This window comes from Pseudomonas machongensis (assembly GCF_034961125.1).
Classification (GTDB): Bacteria; Pseudomonadota; Gammaproteobacteria; order Pseudomonadales; family Pseudomonadaceae; genus Aquipseudomonas; species Aquipseudomonas machongensis.
On record NZ_JAYFUI010000187.1, the window covers coordinates 64,860 to 86,300 of the forward strand.

Here is a 21,441-nt window from a genome sequence, read left to right on the forward strand (position 1 = left end):
GGTCGCTTTGGGTCAACGTTGAGAATGAAGCCAGGCCGCCGGCTCCTTGGGGAGCGGGCGGCAGGTCGCTGGATCAGACTTCGTCGGGGCTGCGCAGGTTGGTTACCGCAATGCGCTGTTCACGACGCAGGTCTTTCTGGGCAGGCATCTCGGCACGATAAATACCTTGATCACCAACCACCCAGGAGAGTGGGCGTCGTTCTTGGCCGATCGATTCCTGCAACAGCATCAAACCTTGCAGGAAAGCCTCGGGGCGCGGCGGGCAGCCAGGCACATAGACGTCCACGGGGAGGAACTTGTCGACCCCCTGAACGACCGAGTAGATGTCGTACATGCCACCGGAGTTGGCGCACGAACCCATGGAAATGACCCACTTGGGCTCGAGCATCTGCTCGTAGAGGCGCTGGATGATCGGCGCCATTTTGACGAAGCAGGTACCGGCGATGACCATGAAGTCGGCCTGGCGCGGCGAGGCCCGGATGACTTCGGCGCCGAAGCGGGCGATGTCGTGGGGTGCCGTGAAGGCCGTGGTCATTTCCACGTAGCAGCAGGACAGGCCGAAGTTGTACGGCCAGAGGGAGTTCTTGCGACCCCAGTTGACCGCGCCACGCAGCACATCTTCGAGTTTCCCCATGTAGATGTTCTTGTGGACCTGGTCTTCGAGCAGTTGGTCGGTGACGGTTTCCCGATCACCTACCGGGTACTGCTCGTTGGGCGCATCCGGATCGATTCTGGTGAGATTGTATTGCATTGCCAAAGCCTCATTGTTTCAGCTTCGCTTGCCGCTTGCGGCGACCTTCGGGAGCCCAATCAAGAGCACCGACGCGCCATAGGTAGACAAGACCTGCCAACAGAATTGCTATGAAAACGAGAGCTTCGACGAATCCGGTCCAGCCGCTTTCGCGGACGGACACAGACCATGCAAAGAGAAAGAGGGCTTCGATATCGAAGATCACGAACAGCATCGCGACCAGATAGAATTTGGCGGACAGGCGCAGGCGGGCGCTGCCAACGGGCAGCATGCCGGATTCGAAGGGTTCGTTCTTGGCGCGGCCCCAGGCCTTGCTGCCGAGCAGGCTGGACAGGCCGAGCATGAAGGCACACAGGCCGACGACACCCAGGAGGAAGATGGCAAAGCCCCAGTTGTGGGCGATGAGTCCTGCCGAATCGGACATGCTTGAAATCCTTATACAGAGACCCAGCTCTGCAGTCTGAAATAAGTAGAGCGGCGACGCGGTGTCGCTGATGCAGTGACCAAATGTCGCAGCTGAATCAATCGCGCTGATTTTATGGGTAAACCCACGGCAAGTAAAATTTCCAGTGCAAAATTATTCGTAGGATTAAGAACAAAAATCTTTCGTAAATCGCTGAAAGCCTTGATTTTCGGGCATTCCAATCAGATTTGTTAATTATGTTTCTTGGTTGGCGTAACGAGTCTTCAATTTAATAATGATAATTAATATCATTTGGCTGAGCCGCTGTTTGCCGAGCCATCTGATACCTGTCTAGTTCAATTCGCAATCTTGTCACTTGCAAATGAGAAAAACTCTCGTTCTAGCAGTTGCAGCGTTTTCGTGTACCGCTCTGGGTCAATGTTTCGGCGAATAGCGGGGCGAAGGGGGCGGGCGGCAATGGCAAGGACGCGCAATCGAGCAAGCCGGGTGCGGGCTGTGCTTCTTTATATAAAGGACATTCAGGCGTTGGCTTGGACGAGGCATGTGGCAGTCCTTGCTTGCTGTGCTGCCTCAAGCATAGACCTGATCTCGGGGTTTGCCTCGTCGTCAGGACATCAGGCGTCTGCAGGGTGAGGCAGTGGTGGGGCAGGCAGGCAAAAGAAAGCCCGGGGCTTTCTCAAGCCCCGGGCCTCTGTCAGCAATCCACTATCAGTGGAACTGCTCTTCCTCGGTCGAACCGGTCAGTGCCGTCACCGACGAAGCGCCACCCTGGATCACGGTGGTCATGTCGTCGAAATAGCCGGTGCCCACTTCCTGCTGGTGCGCCACGAAGGTGTAGCCCTTGCTGGCGTCGGCGAATTCCTGCTCCTGCAGTTTCACGTAGGCGGTCATGTCGTTGCGGGCGTAGTCGTGCGCCAGGTTGAACATGCCGTGCCACATGTTGTGGATGCCGGCCAGGGTAATGAACTGGTGCTTGTAGCCCATCGCCGACAGTTCGCGCTGGAACTTGGCGATGGTGGCATCGTCCAGGTTCTTCTTCCAGTTGAAGGATGGCGAGCAGTTGTACGACAGCAGTTGGTCCGGGTACTCCTTCTTGATCGCTTCGGCGAAGCGACGGGCTTCGTCCAGGTCCGGCTTGGCGGTTTCACACCAGATCAGGTCGGCGTACGGGGCGTAGGCCAGGCCGCGGGCGATGGCCTGGTCGAGGCCGGCACGTACCTTGTAGAAGCCTTCACGGGTACGCTCGCCGATCACGAACGGCTGGTCGTAAGGGTCGCAGTCGCTGGTCAGCAGGTCGGCAGCGTTGGCGTCAGTGCGAGCGAGGATGATGGTCGGTACGCCCGCAACGTCAGCGGCCAGACGCGCGGCCACCAGCTTCTGTACGGCTTCCTGAGTTGGCACCAGTACCTTGCCACCCATGTGGCCGCATTTTTTCACCGAGGCCAGCTGGTCTTCGAAGTGCACGCCAGCGGCGCCTGCCTCGATCATGTTCTTCATCAGCTCGTAGGCGTTCAGCACGCCGCCGAAACCGGCTTCGGCGTCAGCCACGATCGGTGCGAAGTAGTCGATGTAGCCATCGTCGCCCGGGTTCTTGCCGGCTTTCCACTGGATCTGGTCGGCGCGGCGGAAGGCGTTGTTGATGCGCTTGACCACGGTCGGTACCGAGTCGACCGGGTACAGCGACTGGTCAGGGTACATGGACTCTGCCGAGTTGTTGTCGGCGGCTACCTGCCAGCCGGACAGGTAGATGGCCTGAATGCCGGCTTTTACCTGCTGCACGGCCTGGCCGCCGGTGAGGGCGCCCATGCAGTTGACGAAATCTTTTTCGGGCCGGAAGGACGGGTGGGCACCTTGGGTGACCAGCTTCCACAGTTTTTCTGCGCCTTGACGAGCAAAAGTGTGCTCTGGCTGCAGGGAGCCACGCAGGCGAACGACATCGGCGGCGGTGTAGGTACGGGTCACGCCTTTCCAGCGCGGGTTTTCGGCCCAGTCTTTCTCGAGGGCTGCAATTTGCTGTTCGCGTGTCAGTGCCATGGAAATAAACCTCGTCGCATCGATCTTGAGTGTAGTTGTGCGGATGCTCAGGGCGCGGAATCAGAGGCTTGGCGGCTGTCCTGTCCGGGGGAGTGCGGCGGCGAACGGGGAAGGCTCGAAGGGGAAGGGGGTGCAGGTCAGGCGAAGGCGTGCCCAGCAGGTTGGCTCGTGGATGCCTTGCTGCGGTGCGACGTCGATTGCCGGTTCTGCGGTGATGCGCTTCCGTCCCTCGGGACAACTTCTTCGTTGCAGTCGCAATCCCGTCGAACCGCCTTGTGGGCCGTATAGACACAGGACGCCTCCAGGGGTGTCGGGAGGGCGTCCCGAAGGCCCTTGCCAGGGCCCCTGATTAGCGGGAGCGAGGCCATCATGCCCTTGGCGAAAAGAGCCTGTCAAATGTTTTGTAGTGCTTTTTTTGGCTTACTACATCTTTGGTCTAATGCGACTCTGTAGTCAGTTTCAAGGCCCTTGGTCGAGGCCTTGAACGGCCTGGGATCAGTCGAGAAGGTCAACTTTGACGCGTAGCGTCATGTTTTCACCGCGCTGGGTGCTGTAAGTAAGGGCCGAAGGACTATTGTCGGCCTGACTCTGCTGGTTGTACCCCGCCAGGGTGATCCACTCGCCGAGCCTTCCAGAGACAGTTGTGTCGGTACTCTGCACCTTCACTACATCCTGGCGTTCCTGGCTCATTCGATCATTATTGGTGCTGATTTGCAGACGAACCGTTTCACCGCTGACGCTCGGCGTGACGTAGAAACCCTGGGTCACATTGCGGTATTGGGTGTCGCTCTGGATGCGTCCATAACCATCGGTCGAGGTGCTGGTGATGGGGATGCTCTGGCCGATCTGGATCAGCGCCGGCTGGCCTTCGCTGGCCTGGATCTGCTGCAGGCCGCCTTCGCGGTTGCTGGTGCCGTACTGGATGACCCGGGCGTTGCCGCGGTTGTCCTGGTAGTTGCTGTCGTTGTTGTCGACGCTGATCAGCAGGCGTTTGGGCGCAGTGTCCAACTGCTGTAGCAAGGCGCGCAGGTCGTCGATGCGTTCCGGGCTGGCATTGACGATCAATTTGTTCTCGAAGGCGCTGACGGTTCCGTCCTTTCCAAGAAAGGACTGGGCGGTCGGCAGCAGCTCGGCGCTGCTGCGGTGCTGCAGCGGCACGACTTCGGTGGCCGCCTGCGCGGTGAGGCTGGCCGCCAGCAGCAGGGCGGTGACAAGGGGGCGTAGCGGCATGTTGGTGGTCTCCGCAGGTTGAATAGACATGATGGCAAATTTGCCAGCATTGTGCCGTGTCTGGATCACAGGGATTTGAAATTTGCAGTGCGGCTGCGGAGCTTTCGCGGGCTACCGTCAACAGCTGAACCATCGCCTGAGCGCTGGGGTCGCAGCAAAAAGACCACGGCAGACCCTCAGCATGAAGCGCTACCTACCTTTGTTGTTGCTTGTTCTTGGACAGAGTGCCATCGCCGAACCGCGCATCCAGCAGTTGCAGCGCTGCGGCGATTTGCTGTCCGAGGCCTCGCAGCACTGGTGCCTGCGCGCGCAAGGTCTGGAGCACCAGGCTCCACAGGTGTGGCTGGGCGACCGGGCCTTGCCTGCCAGTGCCGTGCTGCGCGAGGGCGACAGGCTTGAGTTCACGCTCGACCAGCCCGGTCCGAGCGCTCCTTTGTGGCTGCAGGTCGGCGGGCAGAAAAGCAATCCGGTCTGGCTGACTCGCCAGCGCAGCCACGTGGTCGCCGCAGGCCCGCACGAGGTGGCCAGGAACATGGACGGCCTCACCACCTACCTCGACCTGGTCAGCCTGTTGATCGAGGAAAAGCACAACGGGCGCGAGGAGGCGCAACGTATCGCCGACAAATATGGTGCGCAGGTGGTGGGGGCGATCCCGCCGTTGAACGTCTACCAACTGCGCCTGCCGGTACGTGATCTTGTACAGCGCGATGCGATGATCCTGCGCATGGGCAGCGAGCTCAGCGTGGACGCGGTGATCGTCGAAGAGTCGGCGCCGGAGGGAGGTGAGGAAGGCGAGGGCGGCAAGGCTACGGTCATCGACCAGGCCGATGAGTGGGCGGCCAATCGTTTCACGGATGCCCTGTACTACTACCAGCGCCGGGTCCCGGCCTCGAACGTGCCTGTACAGCCGATACGTGTGGGCGTGATCGAGCGCGAGCTGGATTTCGACGCTGCGCCCTTTCAGGCTTATCGCGGCGCCTGCGGGCCAAGACAGGCCTGCCTTTATGGCCGCGACGGCGCACGTGCGCAGAGCCACGGCAGCCACGTCGCCGGTATCCTGGCCGGGCATGGGGAGGGGGTGGCAGGTGGCTTTCTCAGCGGCCTGGGCAAGGCCAGCCCCGGGTTCGAGGTGATCGTCGAGCGCAACTCGGATGCAGGTATCACCGCCAACATCGCCGCGTCGGTCAACCTGGTCGAGGACGGCGTACGGGTGCTCAACTGGAGTTGGGGTATCCACCGCGTCGGCGCCAGAAGCGTGGAGGGCGACGAGGTCGATTCGCTGGTGCGCTCGGGGTTGGCCATGAGTGGCTACGAGGAGTTGCTCGAGGAATTCTTCCTGTGGCTGCGCAGCGAGCACCCGGATGTGGTGGTGGTCAATTCCGCGGGCAATGGCTCGTCATGGTCCGGCACCGATGAGTACCGCTTGCCATCGTCGTTCGTGACCGAGCAGTTGCTGGTGGTGGGCGGGCATCAACGCAGCGAGCGCGACACTGCGGTTGACGATCCGCAACATGTGGTCAAGCGCCGCAGCTCCAACGTCGACATGCGTGTGGATGTCAGTGCAGCAGCCTGCCTGCAACCTGCCGATGCTGGCAAGCCGCACTGCGGTACGTCCTACGCGACGCCGTTGGTGGCTTCGACGGTGGCAGCGATGTTGTCGATCAATCCGCAGCTTACGCCCGAGCAGGTGCGTATGTTGCTGCGCCGCAGTGCCCTGACCATGGGCTCTGAACAGGACTTCGAGGCGATGGATGCCGAGGACCTGACTGCGCCGATCCTGCCGTCGGAGCGCAATGGTCGTCTCAATGACCCTGACCTGGGCCGCTCAGCGCGGCTGGACATGCAGCGCGCGCTGGATCTCGCGGTGCAGAGCCGGGAGCGTGTGCGCTGAGCAGAGTAGCGGTGGCCGCTGTCAGACAAATTCCGTAACATCGCGCCCTTCGATTTTGCTTCTGCTCGTGTGATTGGGGTCACCCAATGCACCCGCGCGCTGTCGCCCAGACTGGACACTTCACAGGATCTACATGAAACCCGCCCGACTTCGCGCCGACGTCCTCGCTGGCCTGACCACTTCCTTCGCCCTGGTGCCCGAGTGCATCGCCTTCGCCTTGGTGGCGCACCTCAATCCGCTGATGGGGCTCTACGGTGCCTTCATCATTTGCACGCTGACCGCGTTGTTCGGCGGTCGCCCAGGGATGATCTCCGGCGCCGCCGGGTCGATGGCGGTGGTGATCGTCGCCCTGGTCGTGCAGCACGGTGCCCAGTATCTGCTGGCCACGGTGCTGCTTGGCGGGATCGTGATGATCCTGTTCGGCGTGCTGCGCCTTGGCAAGCTGGTGCGTCTGGTGCCTTATCCGGTGATGCTTGGCTTCGTCAATGGCCTGGCCATCGTCATCGCCATGGCCCAGCTCGAGCATTTCAAGGACGGCGAGCACTGGCTCGGCGGGAAGCCGCTGCTGCTGATGGTCGGCCTGGTAGCCCTGACGATGCTGGTGGTCTACGTACTGCCGAAACTGACCCGCGCGGTGCCGCCCGCGCTGGTGGCGATTGTCGGTGTGGGCCTGCTGGTCTACCTGCTCGGGCTGCCGACCCGCACCCTCGGCGACATGGCGCACATCGCCGGCGGCCTGCCGCAACTGGCCTGGCCGGAGGTGCCCTGGAACCTCGAGACGCTGAAGATCATCGCCCCCTATGCGCTGGTGATGGCCATGGTCGGTCTGCTGGAAACTTTGTTGACCCTCAATCTCACCGATGAGATTACCGAGAGCCGCGGTTTCCCTGATCGTGAATGTGTGGCGCTGGGCGCGGCCAACATGGTGTCGGGGCTGTGCGGTGGCATGGGCGGCTGCGCGATGATCGGCCAGACCGTGATCAACCTCAGTTCCAATGGCCGCGGTCGGCTATCGGGCGTGGTGGCGGGAGTGATGATCCTGCTGTTCGTGTTGTTCCTGTCGCCGCTGATCGAGCGTATTCCGCTGGCGGCACTGGTCGGGGTGATGTTCGTCGTGGCGCAGCAGACCTTTGCCTGGGCGTCGCTGCGAGTACTGCACAAGGTGCCGAAAAGCGATGTGTTGGCGATCATTGCCGTGACGGTGGTCACGGTACTGACGGACCTGGCCGCCGCGGTGCTGTTCGGGATCGTCATCGCGGCCATCAACTTCGCCTGGCAGCATGCTCGTGAGCTGTATGCCGATAGCCACGAGGATGGCCAGGGCGGCAAGATTTACCAGGTGCATGGCACCTTGTTCTTTGCCTCGACCACACCGTTTCTCGAGCAGTTCGATCCGGCACAGGATCCGCAGAGCGTGACGCTGGACTGCAAGCACCTGAGCTTCGTCGACTACTCGGCGATCGCCGCGTTGAAGACCCTGCGCGAGCGGTATTCCCGCGCGGGCAAGCACGTGCGCGTGGTGCATCTGTCGGAGCGGTGCAAGAAGCTGTTGCGGCGGGCAGGCGAGCAGCATTGAGGTTCCGAGTCGGCGGGGCCGACGCCATCGCGGGGCAATCGGGACCCCGCGATGAGCTCGCCTGGGCTATTCCCCCCGGTTCTTCTTCACGATGCCATCGGCGATACTCGCCGGCGCCTCTGCATAGCGCGTGAACTCCATTGAGAAGCTGGCCCGGCCTTGGGTCATCGAGCGCATCGAGGTCGCGTAGCCGAACATCTCGCCCAACGGGACCTCGGCGCGAATCACCTTGCCGGCGGGCGTCTCGTCACCATCCTGGATCATCCCGCGGCGACGGCTCAGGTCGCCCAGAATGTCGCCCTGGTACTCCTCGGGCGTTACCACCTCGACCTTCATTACCGGCTCCAGCAACACCGCGCCGCCTTTTTGAGACAGCTGCTTGGTCGCCATGGATGCGGCGATCTTGTAGGCCATTTCGTTGGAGTCGACGTCGTGGTAGGAGCCGTCGAACACTGCGGCCTTGAGGTTGATCAGCGGATACCCGGCGAGCACGCCGTTCTTCATCTGTTCCTCGATGCCTTTCTGGATCGCCGGGATGTACTCGCGCGGCACCACGCCGCCGACGATCTCATTGATGAACTCCAGGCCTTCCTTGCCTTCGTCGCCCGGGGCGAAGCGGATCCAGCAATGGCCATACTGACCGCGTCCGCCAGACTGTCGGACGAAGCGGCCTTCGATCTCGCAGGTGTTGCGGATTTTTTCGCGGTAGGCGACCTGTGGTTTGCCAATGTTGGCTTCGACGTTGAACTCCCGGCGCATGCGGTCGACGATGATGTCCAGGTGCAGCTCGCCCATGCCCGAGATGATGGTCTGCCCGGTCTCTTCGTCGGTGCGCACGCGGAACGACGGGTCTTCCTGGGCGAGCTTGCCCAGGGCGATCCCCATCTTCTCCTGGTCGGCCTTGGTTTTCGGCTCGACCGCGACCGAGATCACCGGGTCCGGGAAGTCCATGCGCTCGAGGATGATCGGCTTGTCGATGTCGCACAGGGTATCGCCGGTGGTCACGTCCTTCATGCCGATCAGCGCGGCGATGTCGCCCGCGCACACGTCTTTGATTTCGGCGCGCTGGTTGGCGTGCATCTGGACCATGCGGCCGATGCGTTCCTTCTTGCCCTTGACCGAGTTGAGCACCGCATTGCCGGAACTGAGTACGCCGGAGTAGACGCGAGCGAAGGTCAGGGTGCCGACGAAGGGGTCGGTGGCGATCTTGAAGGCGAGTGCGGAGAACGGTTCCTTGTCGTCGGCATGGCGCTCGAGGTGCTTTTCCTCGTCGCCCGGGTCGGTGCCCTTGATTGCAGGGATTTCGCTGGGGGCGGGGAGGTAGTCGATCACAGCGTCCAGCATCAGTGGCACGCCCTTGTTCTTGAACGAGGAGCCAAGGATGGTCGGTACGATCTCGTTGGCGATGGTGCGTTGGCGCAGGGCGGCCTTGATCTCGTCGATGCTCAGTTCTTCTCCTTCAAGAAACTTGAGGGTCAGTTCGTCATTGGCTTCGGCCGCGGCCTCGACCATGTGCGCGCGCCATTCGTCGGCCAGGGCCTGCAGTTCGGCGGGAATCGGTTCTTCGCGGTAGCTGGTGCCCTGGTCGGCGTCGTTCCAGTAGATGGCCTTCATTTTCACCAGGTCGATCTGGCCGATGAAGTTTTCTTCGCTGCCGATGGCCAGCTGGATGGGCACCGGGTGGTGGCCCAGACGCTGATCGATCTGCTTCACCACGCGCAGGAAGTCTGCCCCCTGGCGATCCATCTTGTTGATGTAGGCCAAGCGTGGCACGTGGTACTTGTTGGCCTGGCGCCACACCGTCTCGGACTGCGGCTCGACCCCGTCGGCGCCGCTGAACACCACCACCGCGCCATCGAGCACGCGCAGCGAGCGCTCCACCTCGATGGTGAAGTCGACGTGGCCGGGGGTGTCGATGATGTTGAAGCGGTATTTGTCGGCGAACTGCTTGGTCGAGCCTTGCCAGAACGCCGTGGTCGCCGCCGAGGTGATGGTGATGCCGCGCTCCTGCTCCTGGGCCATCCAGTCCATGGTCGCGGCGCCATCGTGGACCTCGCCCATCTTGTGGTTGACCCCGGTGTAGAACAGGATGCGTTCCGTTGTGGTGGTCTTGCCGGCATCGACGTGGGCGACGATGCCGATATTGCGGTACAGCTCGATGGGGGTAGTGCGGGCCATGGCAGGTCACCTGCAGGTGAGGATTCTCCCACGGTAGCAGACCGGGAGAATCCTGCTGCGCCGCCGGGCTGTCAGTCGGCCTGGGCTTGCAGTATCCAAGTGCCATCGACCTCGCGCGCCAGGCCGCTGGCCGGGAGCAGGGCCAGCAGCCGCTCATGCAGGTTCGTTTCGGTGAAGGTGCGCAGGGTGTGCAGATCGAGCTGGCCGAGCAGGGGCAGGTCGTTCTTGGTGTACGACAGCCAGGCTTTCTTCAAGGCTTGCAAAACATCGCTGCCTGCGGTGTTGGCGAAGCGCCGATGCATCGGGCGGCCATCGAACTCGAAGGTGTGGCGGTGGCTGTAGCTGCTTTCGTCGCCGTTCAGCTCGACGCAGCGATGACAGCGGCAGCCGCCGTCGCCGAAGGCGTTGCGCAGGTAGGTGTTGAAGTCCACGACGGGCTTGAGGGTCAGGCGTTTGTCGACCTCGAACAGGTCGGCGATCAGGGGTTCTTCGGCGCTCACGTGGTGTTCTCCTCTGGTATGGCGTGCATCGCCCGGCACCCTAACAGATCGACGGGGCCAGATCACCTGTTGCAAGCCTGGCGCGTCGCAGGCGAGTCCACCGCGCTTCGTCGCTGCGGTTGACCCGCGAACAGGCCATTAGAGACAACAGGGATCACCTGCCGTACTCTACGCGCCCATTCGACCATCCTCCCGAGGTAACCCCGCTTGAGCACCAACTACCCCTACACCGCCACCGTGACCGTCAGCGCCGAAGACCGCGGCGGCGATACCGAAGCCTCGGAAAACCCAGGCATGCGCATCGGTCTCGAGGCGGTGACCGAAACGCTGAAGAGGGTGCATTTCGTCGGTACGCTCGCGGCTCCTGAAAAGTCGGCCACGCACATCTGTGTCACGCTTGAGAACGGCCTGACTTACTACGGCCCGATCGTCAACGGCCATGCCGAGCTCGAAGGTGGCTGGATCGCCTTCGAGTCCGACATGCTCACGCCAGAAGAACTGGGGCTCTGAGTCTCAGTCCAGTGCGGCCAGGCACTGTTCGAGAATATCCAGCCCGTCCTCGAGTACTTCGGCTTCGATGGTCAGCGGCGCCAGCAGGCGAATGATGTGGCGGGCCTTGCCACTGGGCATCAGCAGCAACCCCTTGGCTCGTGCAGCGTCCATTACCTTGGCCAGTTGCGCAGGCGCCGGGCTGCCGTCGGGGTTGACGAACTCGATCCCTCGCATTGCGCCAACGCCGGTCAGGCGCCCCAGGTAACGGCACAGGCCACTGGCCTTCCAGTGTTCGAAGCGTCTCACGATGGCCTGCTCTTGGCGCTCGCCCCAGGTGGCGAGGTTCTCGTCGCTCATCTGCGCCAGGCTGGCCAGGGCCGCGGCACAGGCGATGGGGTTGCCTGAATAGGTGCCGCCAAGCCCGCCCTTGGGCAGGGCATCCAGCAGTTCACGTCGGCCGACCACTGCACCCAGCGGCATGCCGCCGGCGATGCTCTTGGCCAGCAACAGAAGATCCGGTTCGATGCCCAGGCGTGGGAAGGCGAAGCGCTGGCCGGTGCGTCCGAAACCGGACTGGATCTCGTCGATGATGATGAGAATGCCATGTTGGTCGCAGAAGCGGCGCAGGGCTTGGGCGAAGGTGGCGTCGAGCGCGAGGAAGCCGCCTTCGCCTTGCACCGGTTCGAGGATGAAGGCTGCGACATCCTCGACCGCGAGCTCGACGCTGAACAGCCGCTCCATGGCCTTGAGTGCCTGTTCGCAGGTCACGCCGGTATCGGCACTGGGGTAGGGCAGGTGATAGACCGGCCCCGGCAGCTCACCCACGCGTTGCTTGTAGGGGGCGACCTTGCCGTTGAGGTTGAGGGTGGCCAGGGTGCGGCCATGGAAGCCGCCGTCGAAGGCGATGACCGCGCGCTTGCCGGTGGCGCCACGGGCCACCTTCAACGCGTTCTCCGCGGCTTCGGCGCCGCTGTTGGTGAGCATGCCGGCGAGCGGGTAGTTCACTGGAACGAACGCTCTCAGTTGCTCCATGAGGGCAAGATAAGGCGCATGGGGAGCCGCGTTGAAGGCGTAGTGGGTTAGGCGGGCGGCCTGGTGCTGAATGGCCTCGACCACTGCCGGGTTGCAGTGGCCCAGGTTGAGCACGCCGATACCGCCGACGAAGTCGACATAGCGCTTGCCGTCGGTATCCCAGACTTCGGCGTTGCGGCCATGGGAAAGTGTGATCGGGTGAACGATGGCGATGGACTGGCTGATACTTTCCTGATTCATGGACGCACGGAACCTTGTTCGAATTTCTTATTATCCAAGCGCGATGAATGTGTGTTCGGCAAACGAATTATTCGATTGGGATCATTCCTTGGATTCTCGAAGTTCGACTTTTAACCCTCTTCAGCTGCCCGTTCCAGGATCCACTCCACGAAGGCCTTCACCTTGGGCACCTCGGCCGCATGCTCGGCATGGGCCATGAAGTGCCGGCCATTGCTCGCCACCGGATGATTCCACGGCACCACCAGCTTGCCTTCGCTCAGTTCCTCGGCCACCAGATAACGCGGAATCAGGGCAATTCCGCAGCCTGCGATGGCTGCGCGGATACACAGGTAGAAGGTGTCGAAGCGTGGTCCGTGGTAGCTGTTCTGGCTGTGCAGCCCCAGCCCAAGGAACCACTCGTGCCAGGCTTCGGGCCTCGATGCGCATTGCAGCAGACGGTGCTCGGTCAGCGACTGGGCACTGCCGAACGCATGTGCCTGCAACAGTTGTGGTGCGCACACCGGCACCACCTCCTCGCTGAACAGCTCCAGGCAGGTGGCGCCGGGCCAGGTGCCCTGGCCAAAGAAGAACGCGATATCGACCTTGGCCTGCACGAGGTCGAATGGCTCCAGTTCGTTACGCACGTCCAGGTGGATGCGCGGATGGCGTTCGCCGAAACCTTTGAGGTGTGGCACCAGCCAGCGCGCGCCGAAGGTGGGTTGGGTGGCGATGCGCAGGACTTCGGTCTCGTCGCCGTAGCTGAGGATGTAGCGGCTGGAGATGTCGATCTGGGTGAGGATCTTGTTCACTTCGGTGAGGTACAGCGCGCCTGCCGGGGTCAGGTGCAGGCGTCGGCGAATACGCTGGAACAGCGGGTGGGACAACATGTCCTCGAGCTGTGCGACCTGTTTGCTCACCGCGCTCTGGGTGAGGTGCAACTCCTGCGCCGCACGGGTAAAGCTCAGGTGGCGGGCGGCTGCCTCGAAGCATTGCAGGGCGGTGGTGGAGGGCATCAGGCGTTTGGACATGACAGGCGTTACCAGGCAGGAAAAATAAGAAATGCATTCCAAAACGGAATCATGTGTTTCTAAAAGGTCGTTTGTTGAGCCACGCCTATAGATTAATACTGACCTGGATCAACGATTACAACCCGATGGAGAGGCAAGAGAAAAAACACCCCTTACTCCAACTTCCTGTCCTGTGCGCAGTGACAGCGAAAACTGCACAACAACAAGAAACAACAGCACAGACCTACAACAAAATCTGCTCAGACTCATCGCCGCCTTTTGCGGCGGCCGACCCATCAGAGGGTTCCCCATGGCATCGTCACAACAAAAGAAACAGCGTTCGCTGCAGCACGGCCTGACTTCGCGCCAGGTGTCCATGATTTCCATCGCAGGCATCATTGGTGCCGGCCTGTTCATCGGCTCCTCCAACGCCATCGCCACGGCAGGCCCGGCGATCCTCATTTCCTATGCCATGACCGGCCTGCTGGTGCTGCTGGTGATGCGCATGCTTGGCGAAATGGCCATCGCCAACCCCAACAGCGGTTCGTTTTCCACCTACGCCACCGAGGCCATCGGACCTTGGGCCGGTTTCACCATCGGCTGGCTGTACTGGTGGTTCTGGGTATTGATCATCCCGGTCGAGGCGATCGCTGGCGCCGATATCCTCCATGCTTATTTTCCCGATGTGCCGTCCTGGCTATTCGCCTTCCTGATCATGGTGCTGCTGTCGGGGACCAACCTGGTCAGCGTGAAGAACTTCGGCGCCTTCGAGTACTGGTTCGCGTTGATCAAGGTGGTCGCCATTCTCGCCTTCATCATCATTTGTAGCCTGGCACTGTTCGGCGTCTGGCCGTTGGCCAAGGTCTCCGGCGTCAGCCAGCTGTGGGCCAACGGAGGCTTCATGCCCAACGGCTTTGGCACGGTGCTGGGGGGCGTGCTGATCACTATCTTCTCGTTCTTCGGTGCCGAGATCGTCACCATTGCCGCCGATGAAACCGCCAACCCCAAGGAGAAGATCCGTCGTGCCACCAACCTTGTGGTGTATCGCATCGCTATCTTCTACCTGGCGTCGATCTTCCTGGTGGTGTCGCTGGTAGCTTGGAACGATCCGGGGCTCAAGGCCGTGGGCTCGTTCCAGCGCGTCCTGGAGGTGCTCAATGTGCCGGGCGCCAAGCTGGTGGTCGATCTGGTGGTGTTGGTGGCGGTGACCAGTTGCATGAACTCCGGGCTCTACACGGCCTCGCGGATGCTCTATTCGTTGGGCGCTCGCGGTGAGGCGCCGAGCATGACCCGGCGTATTTCCGGGGCTGGTGTGCCGACCGTAGCAGTGATCCTTTCGACGTTGGCGGGTTTCGCCGGCTGCTTCGTCAACTATGTGTTCCCGGGCAAGGTGTTCGGTTTCCTGTTGTCGACCACGGGGGCCATCGCCCTGCTGGTGTACCTGGTGATTGCTGTTTCGCAACTGCGCATGCGTGCCCGGGCTGAGCGTGAGGGGACGGAGCTTGCATTGAAGATGTGGTTGTTCCCATGGCTCACCTGGCTGGTGATCGGGACTATCGTACTGGTGCTGGGATACATGCTGTTCAGCGATGCTTATCGCTACGAAACCCTGATGACGGCCGGGGTTACCGCGGTGATCCTGCTGATTTCCGTGACACGACGGCGAGAGAGGGCTGGTCGGGTGCAAGTCGTTTGAGGCTTGCGCTCATCCTGTGTTGCCGCTGCAGGTGAGTGCACAAGGAAGGGGGGAGCGCTACCATCCTCCCGCCATCCTTCCCATTCCAACAAGCACAGGAAGCGTATGAACGAGAAAGCACTCTCCCTCCAGCAACTGGCGGCGCCCGAAGGCTCCTGCTATGGCTGCGGTTGTTCCCACCCCAGTGGCCTGCATATCCAGAGCCACTGGGACAGCGACGGCGTGCACCTGCTGTGTCGGCACTCACCTGACAGCGGCTTCATCGGCTGGCCCGGATTGGTCTACGGTGGCCTGCTGGCGATGCTGGTGGACTGCCATTCCAACTGGACCGCAATGGCCTACCATTACCGGGCCGAAGGGCGCGAGCCGGGCAGCTTGCCGCGTATTGACTGTGTCACCGGCACCCTCAGCCTGACCTACCTCAAACCTACGCCCATGGGTGTCGAGTTGCTGCTCAAGGCCAGGGTCGAAGGTGAGGTCGGGCGCAAGAGCCGGGTCATCTGCGAGGTCTGGGCCGGGGACGTGCTGACCGTCCGCGCCGATTCGGTGTTCGTGCGCGTCGACACCGAAAAGCTCAAGCGGCAGGCGCACGAGCGTAGCTGAACCCTGGGGGCGGTAGCCATTCCTGCCACGCTATTGATCCAGCGACAAGTGGCGCACCCGTGTGGGGGCGTCACTTTCGATCTCTGGAAGGCCATGGTCAAACCTTGACGTTGGTTCTAGAGTGATGATCCCTTCGCATTCGGAATCCACCATGACCGATCTGTCCGCTTTTCCCATCACACAGAAGTGGCCGGCGCAGCACCCCGAGCGCCTGCAACTCTACTCGCTGGCCACACCCAATGGCGTCAAGGTCTCGATCATGCTCGAAGAGATCGGCCTGCCCTATGAGGTACACAAGGTCAGCTTCGAGACCAACGATCAGCTGACGCCCGAGTTCATCTCGCTCAGCGTCAACAACAAGATCCCTGCGATTCTCGATCCCGACGGTCCCGGCGGGCAGGCATTGCCGCTGTTCGAGTCAGGGGCGATCCTCCAGTACCTGGCGGAGAAGACTGGCCAGTTGCTCAGCCAGGACCCCGCGCAGCGCTATCAGACGTTGCAGTGGCTGATGTTCCAGATGGGCGGCATCGGGCCAATGTTTGGCCAGGTGGGGTTCTTCCATTTCTTCGCCGGCAAGGATTACGAGGACAAGCGTCCGCGTGATCGTTACGTCAACGAATCCAAGCGTCTGCTCGGTGTGCTCGATCGTCACCTGAAGGGCCGTGAGTGGATGGTCGATGAGTACAGCATCGCCGACATCGCCATTTTCCCCTGGGTGCGCAATCTGGTGGATCGCTACGACGCCCGTGATCTGGTGGGCTTTGAGGCGTTCAAGGAAGTGCAGCGAGTGCTGGCGAAATTCCTGGAACGTCCTGCGGTGCAGCGTGGGCTGAAAATTCCGGGCTGACTTGATCGAGGCCGCCCGCGCGGCCTCTTTTTTACCCCGGGCGAGGGTTGCGCAGCGGCTGTCTGGTGTTGATCGAATGGCTGTCGCGTGACCTTGGTCAATGTAAGTCGTAGGCTGAGGGTGAAAATAGCGCCGGAAAATTCGATGATCTGTTGCAAGCGCGTCTATCAATCGGTTTCGTCTGAAGACGGACAGCGCGTGCTGGTCGATCGCTTGTGGCCACGCAATATGCGCAAGGATGCCTTGCACGGCCAGTGGTTGCGCGACGTTGCACCGTCGGATGCGCTGCGCAGGGCGTTTCATGCCGGGGATATGGACTTCGCCGGTTTTTCCGAGCACTACCGTGCCGAACTGGCGGCCCATCCTGAGCATTGGTATCCGCTGTTGGATCTGGCGGCCAAGGGGACCCTGACCCTGTTGTTCGCAGGCAAGGATACTGCGCACAACAATGCCCGGGTGCTCGCCGACTGGCTGGAACAAGAGCTCGAGCGAAGGGGTCCGGGCAGTTCACCGGTGTGTTATGCCCAGGAGCCAGGCGGATAGAGATGCAATGACTCAACTATCACTTGAACTCGTTCCGGCTACCGCAGGCTGTCGTACCTTCGCCCGCGACCTGACGCGGCGCGCCATGCTCCCGTACTACCGCGAGTTCGACCTGTTGTGGATCGAAGAGGCATTTGACGAAGCTTGGAGCTGGCGCGAGCAGTGGCTGGTGAAGGCGGGTGAGCAAGTGCTGGGTTTCTGCAGCCTCAGTCAGGACCGCCAGGCCTTGTTTATCCGCGAACTGCACCTGCTGCCCGAGTACCGCGGGCACGGCGTTGGATCCTGGGTGCTGGGGCAGTTGGCCGGATGGGCAGCGCAACGTCGTTTGCCGTTACTGCGCCTGATGGTGTTCCGCAGTAACCCGGCCAGGCGACTCTACGCACGGTCGGGCTTTGTCGAAATAGGGGAGGACGACTGTTTCGTTCGTATGCAGCGCAATGTCATGGTCGCGGGCGCGACGTCTTGATGTCGATACAGGTTTAGACAAGTGCCGTAATAGTAGCTTGTATTGGTTGGATCCAATGTGCATAGTGCCAACTGGATTCGTGGCTATTCGCCTGGGGGCCGGACGCGCCCAGGGCTATCTGATCGAGAGAGGAAGGGAGTCGAATGAAAGGATTCGGTCTGCGTTTGAGGGAAGAGCGCGAGCGGTTGGGATTGACCCAGCGAGTGTTCGGCGACATCGGGGGTGTCGAGCCAAACGCCCAAGGCAAGTACGAAAGTGGGGAGCGCACGCCACGCATCGATTATCTGGCGGCGCTCGCCGCAAAGGGCGTCGATGCTGCGTACGTACTCAGCGGCCTGCGCACGCCGGCGCCATTGGAATGCCTCAGTGGCGATGAGAGCCGCGTGCTGGGTATGTTGCGACGGCTGACTTCAGCCGATCGGGCGGCGATCTGGCACCTGCTCGGGCGTTTGGCGGCAGATAACGAAAGCTACGAAAAGACTCGCCTGCGAAGGGCAGACCGCCAGGCATATGCCAATGACGCTTTGCGCTAGGTTCGTGATGAAATTTTTTGTTAAGGTGGCCGGATCCAATCGCCCCCATGACGAGGTGTCTGCTTGATTAGGGTACTTGTGGTCGATGATCACGATCTGGTGCGTACCGGTATCACGCGCATGCTGGCCGATATCGATGGGCTGCAAGTGGTCGGCGAGGCGGATTCGGGCGAAGCCGCCCTCAAGCTTGCCCGTGAGCTGAAACCCGACGTAGTCCTCATGGACGTCAAGATGCCCGGAATCGGTGGCCTGGAAGCCACGCGCAAATTGCTACGCAGTCACCCGGATATCAAAGTTGTGGCCGTCACCGTGTGCGAGGAAGACCCGTTCCCCACGCGCTTGCTGCAGGCAGGCGCCGCAGGATACCTGACCAAGGGCGCGGGCCTCGACGAAATGGTCCAGGCTATCCGTCTGGCCTTCGCGGGGCAGCGCTACATCAGCCCGCAGATCGCCCAGCAGCTGGCGCTCAAATCGTTCCAGCCCCAGGGGTCACCGTTCGATGCGCTGTCTGAGCGGGAAATCCAGATTGCTCTGATGATTGTCGGCTGCCAGAAAGTGCAGATCATCTCAGACAAGTTGTGTCTGTCCCCCAAGACCGTCAATACTTACCGTTATCGGATCTTCGAAAAACTCTCGGTCACCAGCGACGTCGAACTGACATTGCTGGCCGTTCGCCACGGTATGGTTGACGCAAGCCTGTAATCCCCCATGTCCCAACTCTTTGATGCCAGCGCGTTCCTGGCGACCTGCAGCGGTCGCCCAGGCGTGTACCGGATGTTCGATGCCGAGTCCCGGCTGCTTTACGTGGGCAAGGCCAAGAACCTCAAGAAGCGTCTGGCCAGCTACTTCCGCAAGACTGGCCTGGCGCCGAAAACGGCCGCCCTGGTGGGGCGCATCGCTCAGGTCGAAACCACCATTACCGCGAACGAGACCGAGGCGCTGCTGCTCGAGCAGACGCTGATCAAGGAGTGGCGTCCGCCCTACAACATTTTGTTGCGGGACGACAAATCCTACCCTTACGTCTTTCTTTCCGACGGCGATTTCCCACGCCTGGGCATACATCGTGGCGCGAAAAAAGCCAAGGGCCGCTACTTCGGCCCTTATCCCAGCGCCGGGGCGATCCGTGAAAGCCTGAGCCTGCTGCAGAAAGCCTTCTCGGTGCGTCAGTGCGAGGACAGTTATTACGCCAACCGCACCCGGCCGTGCCTGCAATACCAGATCAAGCGCTGCAAGGGACCGTGCGTCGGCCTGGTCACGCCCGAGGAGTATGCCGAAGACGTACGGCATTCGGTGATGTTCCTCGAGGGGCGTAGCCAGCAGCTGGGCAATGAGCTCAACGCCGAGATGGAGCAGGCCGCCATGGCGCTGAATTTCGAGAAGGCCGCCGAGCTGCGCGACCAGATCGCCTTGTTGCGTCGCGTCCAGGACCAGCAGTACATGGAAGGCGGCTCCGGTGACGTCGATGTCATCGCCGCCTTCGTCAACCCGGGCGGGGCCTGTGTGCACCTGATCAGCGTCCGCAGCGGGCGCGTGCTGGGGAGCAAGAACTTCTTCCCGCAGGTGGGTATCGAGGAGGAGGTGTCCGAAGTGATGGCGGCCTTCCTTTCCCAGTACTACCTGGGCAACGCCGAGCGAGAACTGCCAGGAGAGCTGATCGTCAATGTGGTCCACGAGGACTTTCAGGCCATCACTGAAGCAGTACAGACCTTGCGCAGTCGCGACCTGGCCATCAGTCACCGAGTCCGAGGGACTCGGGCACGCTGGCAGCAACTGGCCGTGACCAACGCCGAGCAGGCGCTCAACGCTCGTCTGGCCAACCGCCAGCACATGGCCGCACGTTTCGAGGCCTTGGCTCAGGTGCTCAACCTGCCGGAGGTGCCTCAGCGCCTGGAGTGCTACGACATCAGTCACTCCAGCGGCGAGGCTACGGTGGCCTCGTGCGTGGTGTTCGGCCCTGAAGGCCCGCTCAAGTCCGACTACCGCCGTTTCAATATCGAAGGGGTCACCGCCGGTGATGATTATGCTGCCATGCACCAGGCCCTGACTCGCCGTTTCGGGCGGATCAAGGACGGCGAGGGCAAGTTGCCCGATGTGCTGTTGGTCGACGGCGGCAAGGGACAGCTGAACATGGCCCGTGAAGTCATGCAGGAGCTGGCACTGAGTGACCTTACCTTGCTCGGGGTGGCCAAGGGGGTGACCCGCAAGGCCGGTTTCGAGACGTTGTATCTCAACGATGTGGCCCACGAATTCACCCTCAAGGGCGATTCACCGGCACTGCACCTGATTCAACAGATTCGTGATGAGGCGCACCGTTTTGCCATCACTGGCCACCGCGCACGTCGCGGCAAGGCTCGCCGTACGTCCAGCCTCGAAGACGTTGCAGGGGTCGGGCCGAAGCGCCGTCGAGACCTGCTGAAACATTTCGGCGGCCTGCAGGAGCTCAACCGCGCCAGTGTCGACGAGATTGCCAAGGCACCCGGCATCAGTAAAAAGCTTGCCGAGTCGATTTATGCGAGCCTGCATAGCGAGTAGAATGCCGGGTTCAACTCGCAGCCAGTCGTACCGATGAATATTCCAAACCTGCTCACCGTTCTACGCGTCCTGCTCATCCCGATCTTCATTCTGCTGTTCTACGTGCCTTATCACTGGAGTTACGTAGCCGCCAGCAGCGTGTTCGCCATCGCCGCCGCAACTGACTGGCTCGATGGCTATCTGGCCCGTCGTCTTCAGCAGAGCACGCCGTTCGGGGCGTTTCTGGATCCTGTCGCCGACAAACTGATGGTTGCCGTGGCGCTGGTGCTGTTGGTGCAGGTGCACGCCAACTTCTGGCTGACGCTGCCCGCAGCAGTGATCATCGGGCGTGAGATCGTGGTATCCGCTCTGCGCGAGTGGATGGCCGAGCTGGGGGCGAGGGCGCATGTGGCGGTGTCGAACCTGGGCAAGTGGAAGACCGCCGCGCAGATGCTGGCGCTGGTCATTCTGCTGGGCAATCCGCCGGTGCTGACCTTCTGGGTCGCACTCGGTTACGGGCTGTTGCTGGTGGCCGCAGGCCTGACTTTGGTGTCGATGGTGCATTACCTGCTGGCGGCCTGGCCGCACCTGCGCGAAGGCTCCGAGCAGAAGTAAAACTTTTTTTGAATCAAGGGGTTGACCTTCCCTGGCAGTTCGCTAGAATGGCACCCATCACGACGCGGGAATAGCTCAGTTGGTAGAGCACGACCTTGCCAAGGTCGGGGTCGCGAGTTCGAGTCTCGTTTCCCGCTCCAATTTTCACGGTGCTGCCTGAGGCAGGGCTGGGAAATAAATCCAGTGCAAGCCGCAAGGCTTTATAGCTGGTACGCTGAAAAGCGCTGGGTATGTCCCCTTCGTCTAGTGGCCTAGGACACCGCCCTTTCACGGCGGTAACAGGGGTTCGAGTC

20 protein-coding genes and 1 tRNA gene are annotated in these 21,441 nt (G+C 61.6%); 13 read left to right on the plus strand and 8 right to left on the minus strand.

Annotated features, from left to right (window positions below; translation table 11 throughout):
* Positions 1–73: 73 nt before the first annotated feature.
* From VA602_RS19305 to VA602_RS19320, 4 genes are all read right to left on the minus strand, one after another.
* Positions 74–751, minus strand: a complete 678-nt coding sequence (locus tag VA602_RS19305; RefSeq protein ID WP_029614113.1) for a NuoB/complex I 20 kDa subunit family protein — start codon at positions 749–751, stop codon at positions 74–76.
* 10 nt (positions 752–761) lie between these two features.
* Entirely contained in the window at positions 762–1,175 is a 414-nt protein-coding gene (locus VA602_RS19310) for an NADH-quinone oxidoreductase subunit A (protein WP_003251427.1), read from the minus strand.
* Between the two features lie 708 nt (positions 1,176–1,883).
* Entirely contained in the window at positions 1,884–3,209 is a 1,326-nt protein-coding gene (aceA, locus tag VA602_RS19315; protein ID WP_054892704.1) for an isocitrate lyase, read from the minus strand.
* Positions 3,210–3,704: 495 nt separating this feature from the next.
* Complete coding sequence (locus VA602_RS19320) at positions 3,705–4,439, minus strand: secretin N-terminal domain-containing protein (RefSeq protein ID WP_153773030.1); 735 nt, start codon at positions 4,437–4,439, stop codon at positions 3,705–3,707.
* A 181-nt stretch (positions 4,440–4,620) separates the two neighbouring features.
* On the opposite strand from VA602_RS19320, the gene VA602_RS19325 reads away from it, so the two are divergent.
* Together VA602_RS19325 and VA602_RS19330 are read left to right on the plus strand one after the other, a co-directional pair.
* Positions 4,621–6,330: a S8/S53 family peptidase gene (locus VA602_RS19325; protein WP_323454007.1), complete on the plus strand. Its 1,710-nt coding sequence runs from the start codon at positions 4,621–4,623 to the stop codon at positions 6,328–6,330.
* A 133-nt stretch (positions 6,331–6,463) separates the two neighbouring features.
* A complete protein-coding gene (locus VA602_RS19330; protein WP_323454008.1) occupies positions 6,464–7,906 on the plus strand; it encodes a SulP family inorganic anion transporter in 1,443 nt (480 codons plus the stop codon).
* A gap of 66 nt (positions 7,907–7,972) precedes the next feature.
* Here VA602_RS19330 and fusA read toward each other — a convergent pair whose 3' ends face one another.
* Both fusA and VA602_RS19340 read right to left on the minus strand, forming a co-directional pair.
* On the minus strand, positions 7,973–10,084 hold the full coding sequence (gene fusA / locus VA602_RS19335; protein ID WP_323454009.1) for an elongation factor G: 2,112 nt from the start codon (positions 10,082–10,084) through the stop codon (positions 7,973–7,975).
* A 71-nt stretch (positions 10,085–10,155) separates the two neighbouring features.
* Complete coding sequence (locus tag VA602_RS19340; RefSeq protein ID WP_323454010.1) at positions 10,156–10,584, minus strand: hypothetical protein; 429 nt, start codon at positions 10,582–10,584, stop codon at positions 10,156–10,158.
* 207 nt (positions 10,585–10,791) lie between these two features.
* Between VA602_RS19340 and VA602_RS19345 the strand changes: the two genes are divergently transcribed.
* Complete coding sequence (locus tag VA602_RS19345; protein ID WP_323454011.1) at positions 10,792–11,094, plus strand: hypothetical protein; 303 nt, start codon at positions 10,792–10,794, stop codon at positions 11,092–11,094.
* Between the two features lie 3 nt (positions 11,095–11,097).
* On the opposite strand, the gene VA602_RS19350 is transcribed toward VA602_RS19345, so the two are convergent.
* Positions 11,098–12,348 carry a 2-aminoadipate transaminase gene (locus VA602_RS19350; protein WP_323454012.1) on the minus strand — a complete coding sequence of 417 codons (1,251 nt, stop codon included), beginning with the start codon at positions 12,346–12,348 and terminating at the stop codon, positions 11,098–11,100.
* Positions 12,349–12,458: 110 nt separating this feature from the next.
* Positions 12,459–13,355: a transcriptional regulator GcvA gene (gcvA, locus tag VA602_RS19355; RefSeq protein ID WP_063544338.1), complete on the minus strand. Its 897-nt coding sequence runs from the start codon at positions 13,353–13,355 to the stop codon at positions 12,459–12,461.
* Between the two features lie 289 nt (positions 13,356–13,644).
* Here gcvA and VA602_RS19360 point away from each other — a divergent pair, with 289 nt between their 5' ends.
* The 10 genes from VA602_RS19360 (at position 13,645) to VA602_RS19405 (ending at position 21,288) form a co-directional block, all read left to right on the plus strand.
* The gene (locus VA602_RS19360) at positions 13,645–15,030 is read left to right on the plus strand and encodes an amino acid permease (RefSeq protein WP_112897967.1); all 1,386 of its coding nucleotides are present in this window, start codon (positions 13,645–13,647) and stop codon (positions 15,028–15,030) included.
* A gap of 105 nt (positions 15,031–15,135) precedes the next feature.
* A complete protein-coding gene (locus VA602_RS19365; RefSeq protein WP_063544342.1) occupies positions 15,136–15,633 on the plus strand; it encodes a PaaI family thioesterase in 498 nt (165 codons plus the stop codon).
* A 151-nt stretch (positions 15,634–15,784) separates the two neighbouring features.
* Positions 15,785–16,480 (plus strand): glutathione S-transferase N-terminal domain-containing protein, encoded by a 696-nt coding sequence (locus tag VA602_RS19370; protein WP_063546701.1) that lies wholly within the window; start codon positions 15,785–15,787, stop codon positions 16,478–16,480.
* Positions 16,481–16,624: 144 nt separating this feature from the next.
* On the plus strand, positions 16,625–17,023 hold the full coding sequence (locus VA602_RS19375; RefSeq protein ID WP_323454013.1) for a DUF488 domain-containing protein: 399 nt from the start codon (positions 16,625–16,627) through the stop codon (positions 17,021–17,023).
* A gap of 7 nt (positions 17,024–17,030) precedes the next feature.
* Positions 17,031–17,489 carry a GNAT family N-acetyltransferase gene (locus VA602_RS19380; RefSeq protein WP_323454014.1) on the plus strand — a complete coding sequence of 153 codons (459 nt, stop codon included), beginning with the start codon at positions 17,031–17,033 and terminating at the stop codon, positions 17,487–17,489.
* Positions 17,490–17,632: 143 nt separating this feature from the next.
* A complete protein-coding gene (locus VA602_RS19385) occupies positions 17,633–18,022 on the plus strand; it encodes a helix-turn-helix domain-containing protein (protein WP_054892717.1) in 390 nt (129 codons plus the stop codon).
* Positions 18,023–18,085: 63 nt separating this feature from the next.
* The gene (gene gacA, locus VA602_RS19390; RefSeq protein WP_065864334.1) at positions 18,086–18,724 is read left to right on the plus strand and encodes a response regulator transcription factor GacA; all 639 of its coding nucleotides are present in this window, start codon (positions 18,086–18,088) and stop codon (positions 18,722–18,724) included.
* Between the two features lie 6 nt (positions 18,725–18,730).
* Entirely contained in the window at positions 18,731–20,554 is a 1,824-nt protein-coding gene (gene uvrC, locus VA602_RS19395; protein WP_054892719.1) for an excinuclease ABC subunit UvrC, read from the plus strand.
* 33 nt (positions 20,555–20,587) lie between these two features.
* Positions 20,588–21,148 carry a CDP-diacylglycerol--glycerol-3-phosphate 3-phosphatidyltransferase gene (gene pgsA / locus VA602_RS19400; protein WP_054892720.1) on the plus strand — a complete coding sequence of 187 codons (561 nt, stop codon included), beginning with the start codon at positions 20,588–20,590 and terminating at the stop codon, positions 21,146–21,148.
* Positions 21,149–21,212: 64 nt separating this feature from the next.
* Positions 21,213–21,288, plus strand: a tRNA-Gly gene (locus tag VA602_RS19405).
* Positions 21,289–21,441: the final 153 nt, after the last annotated feature.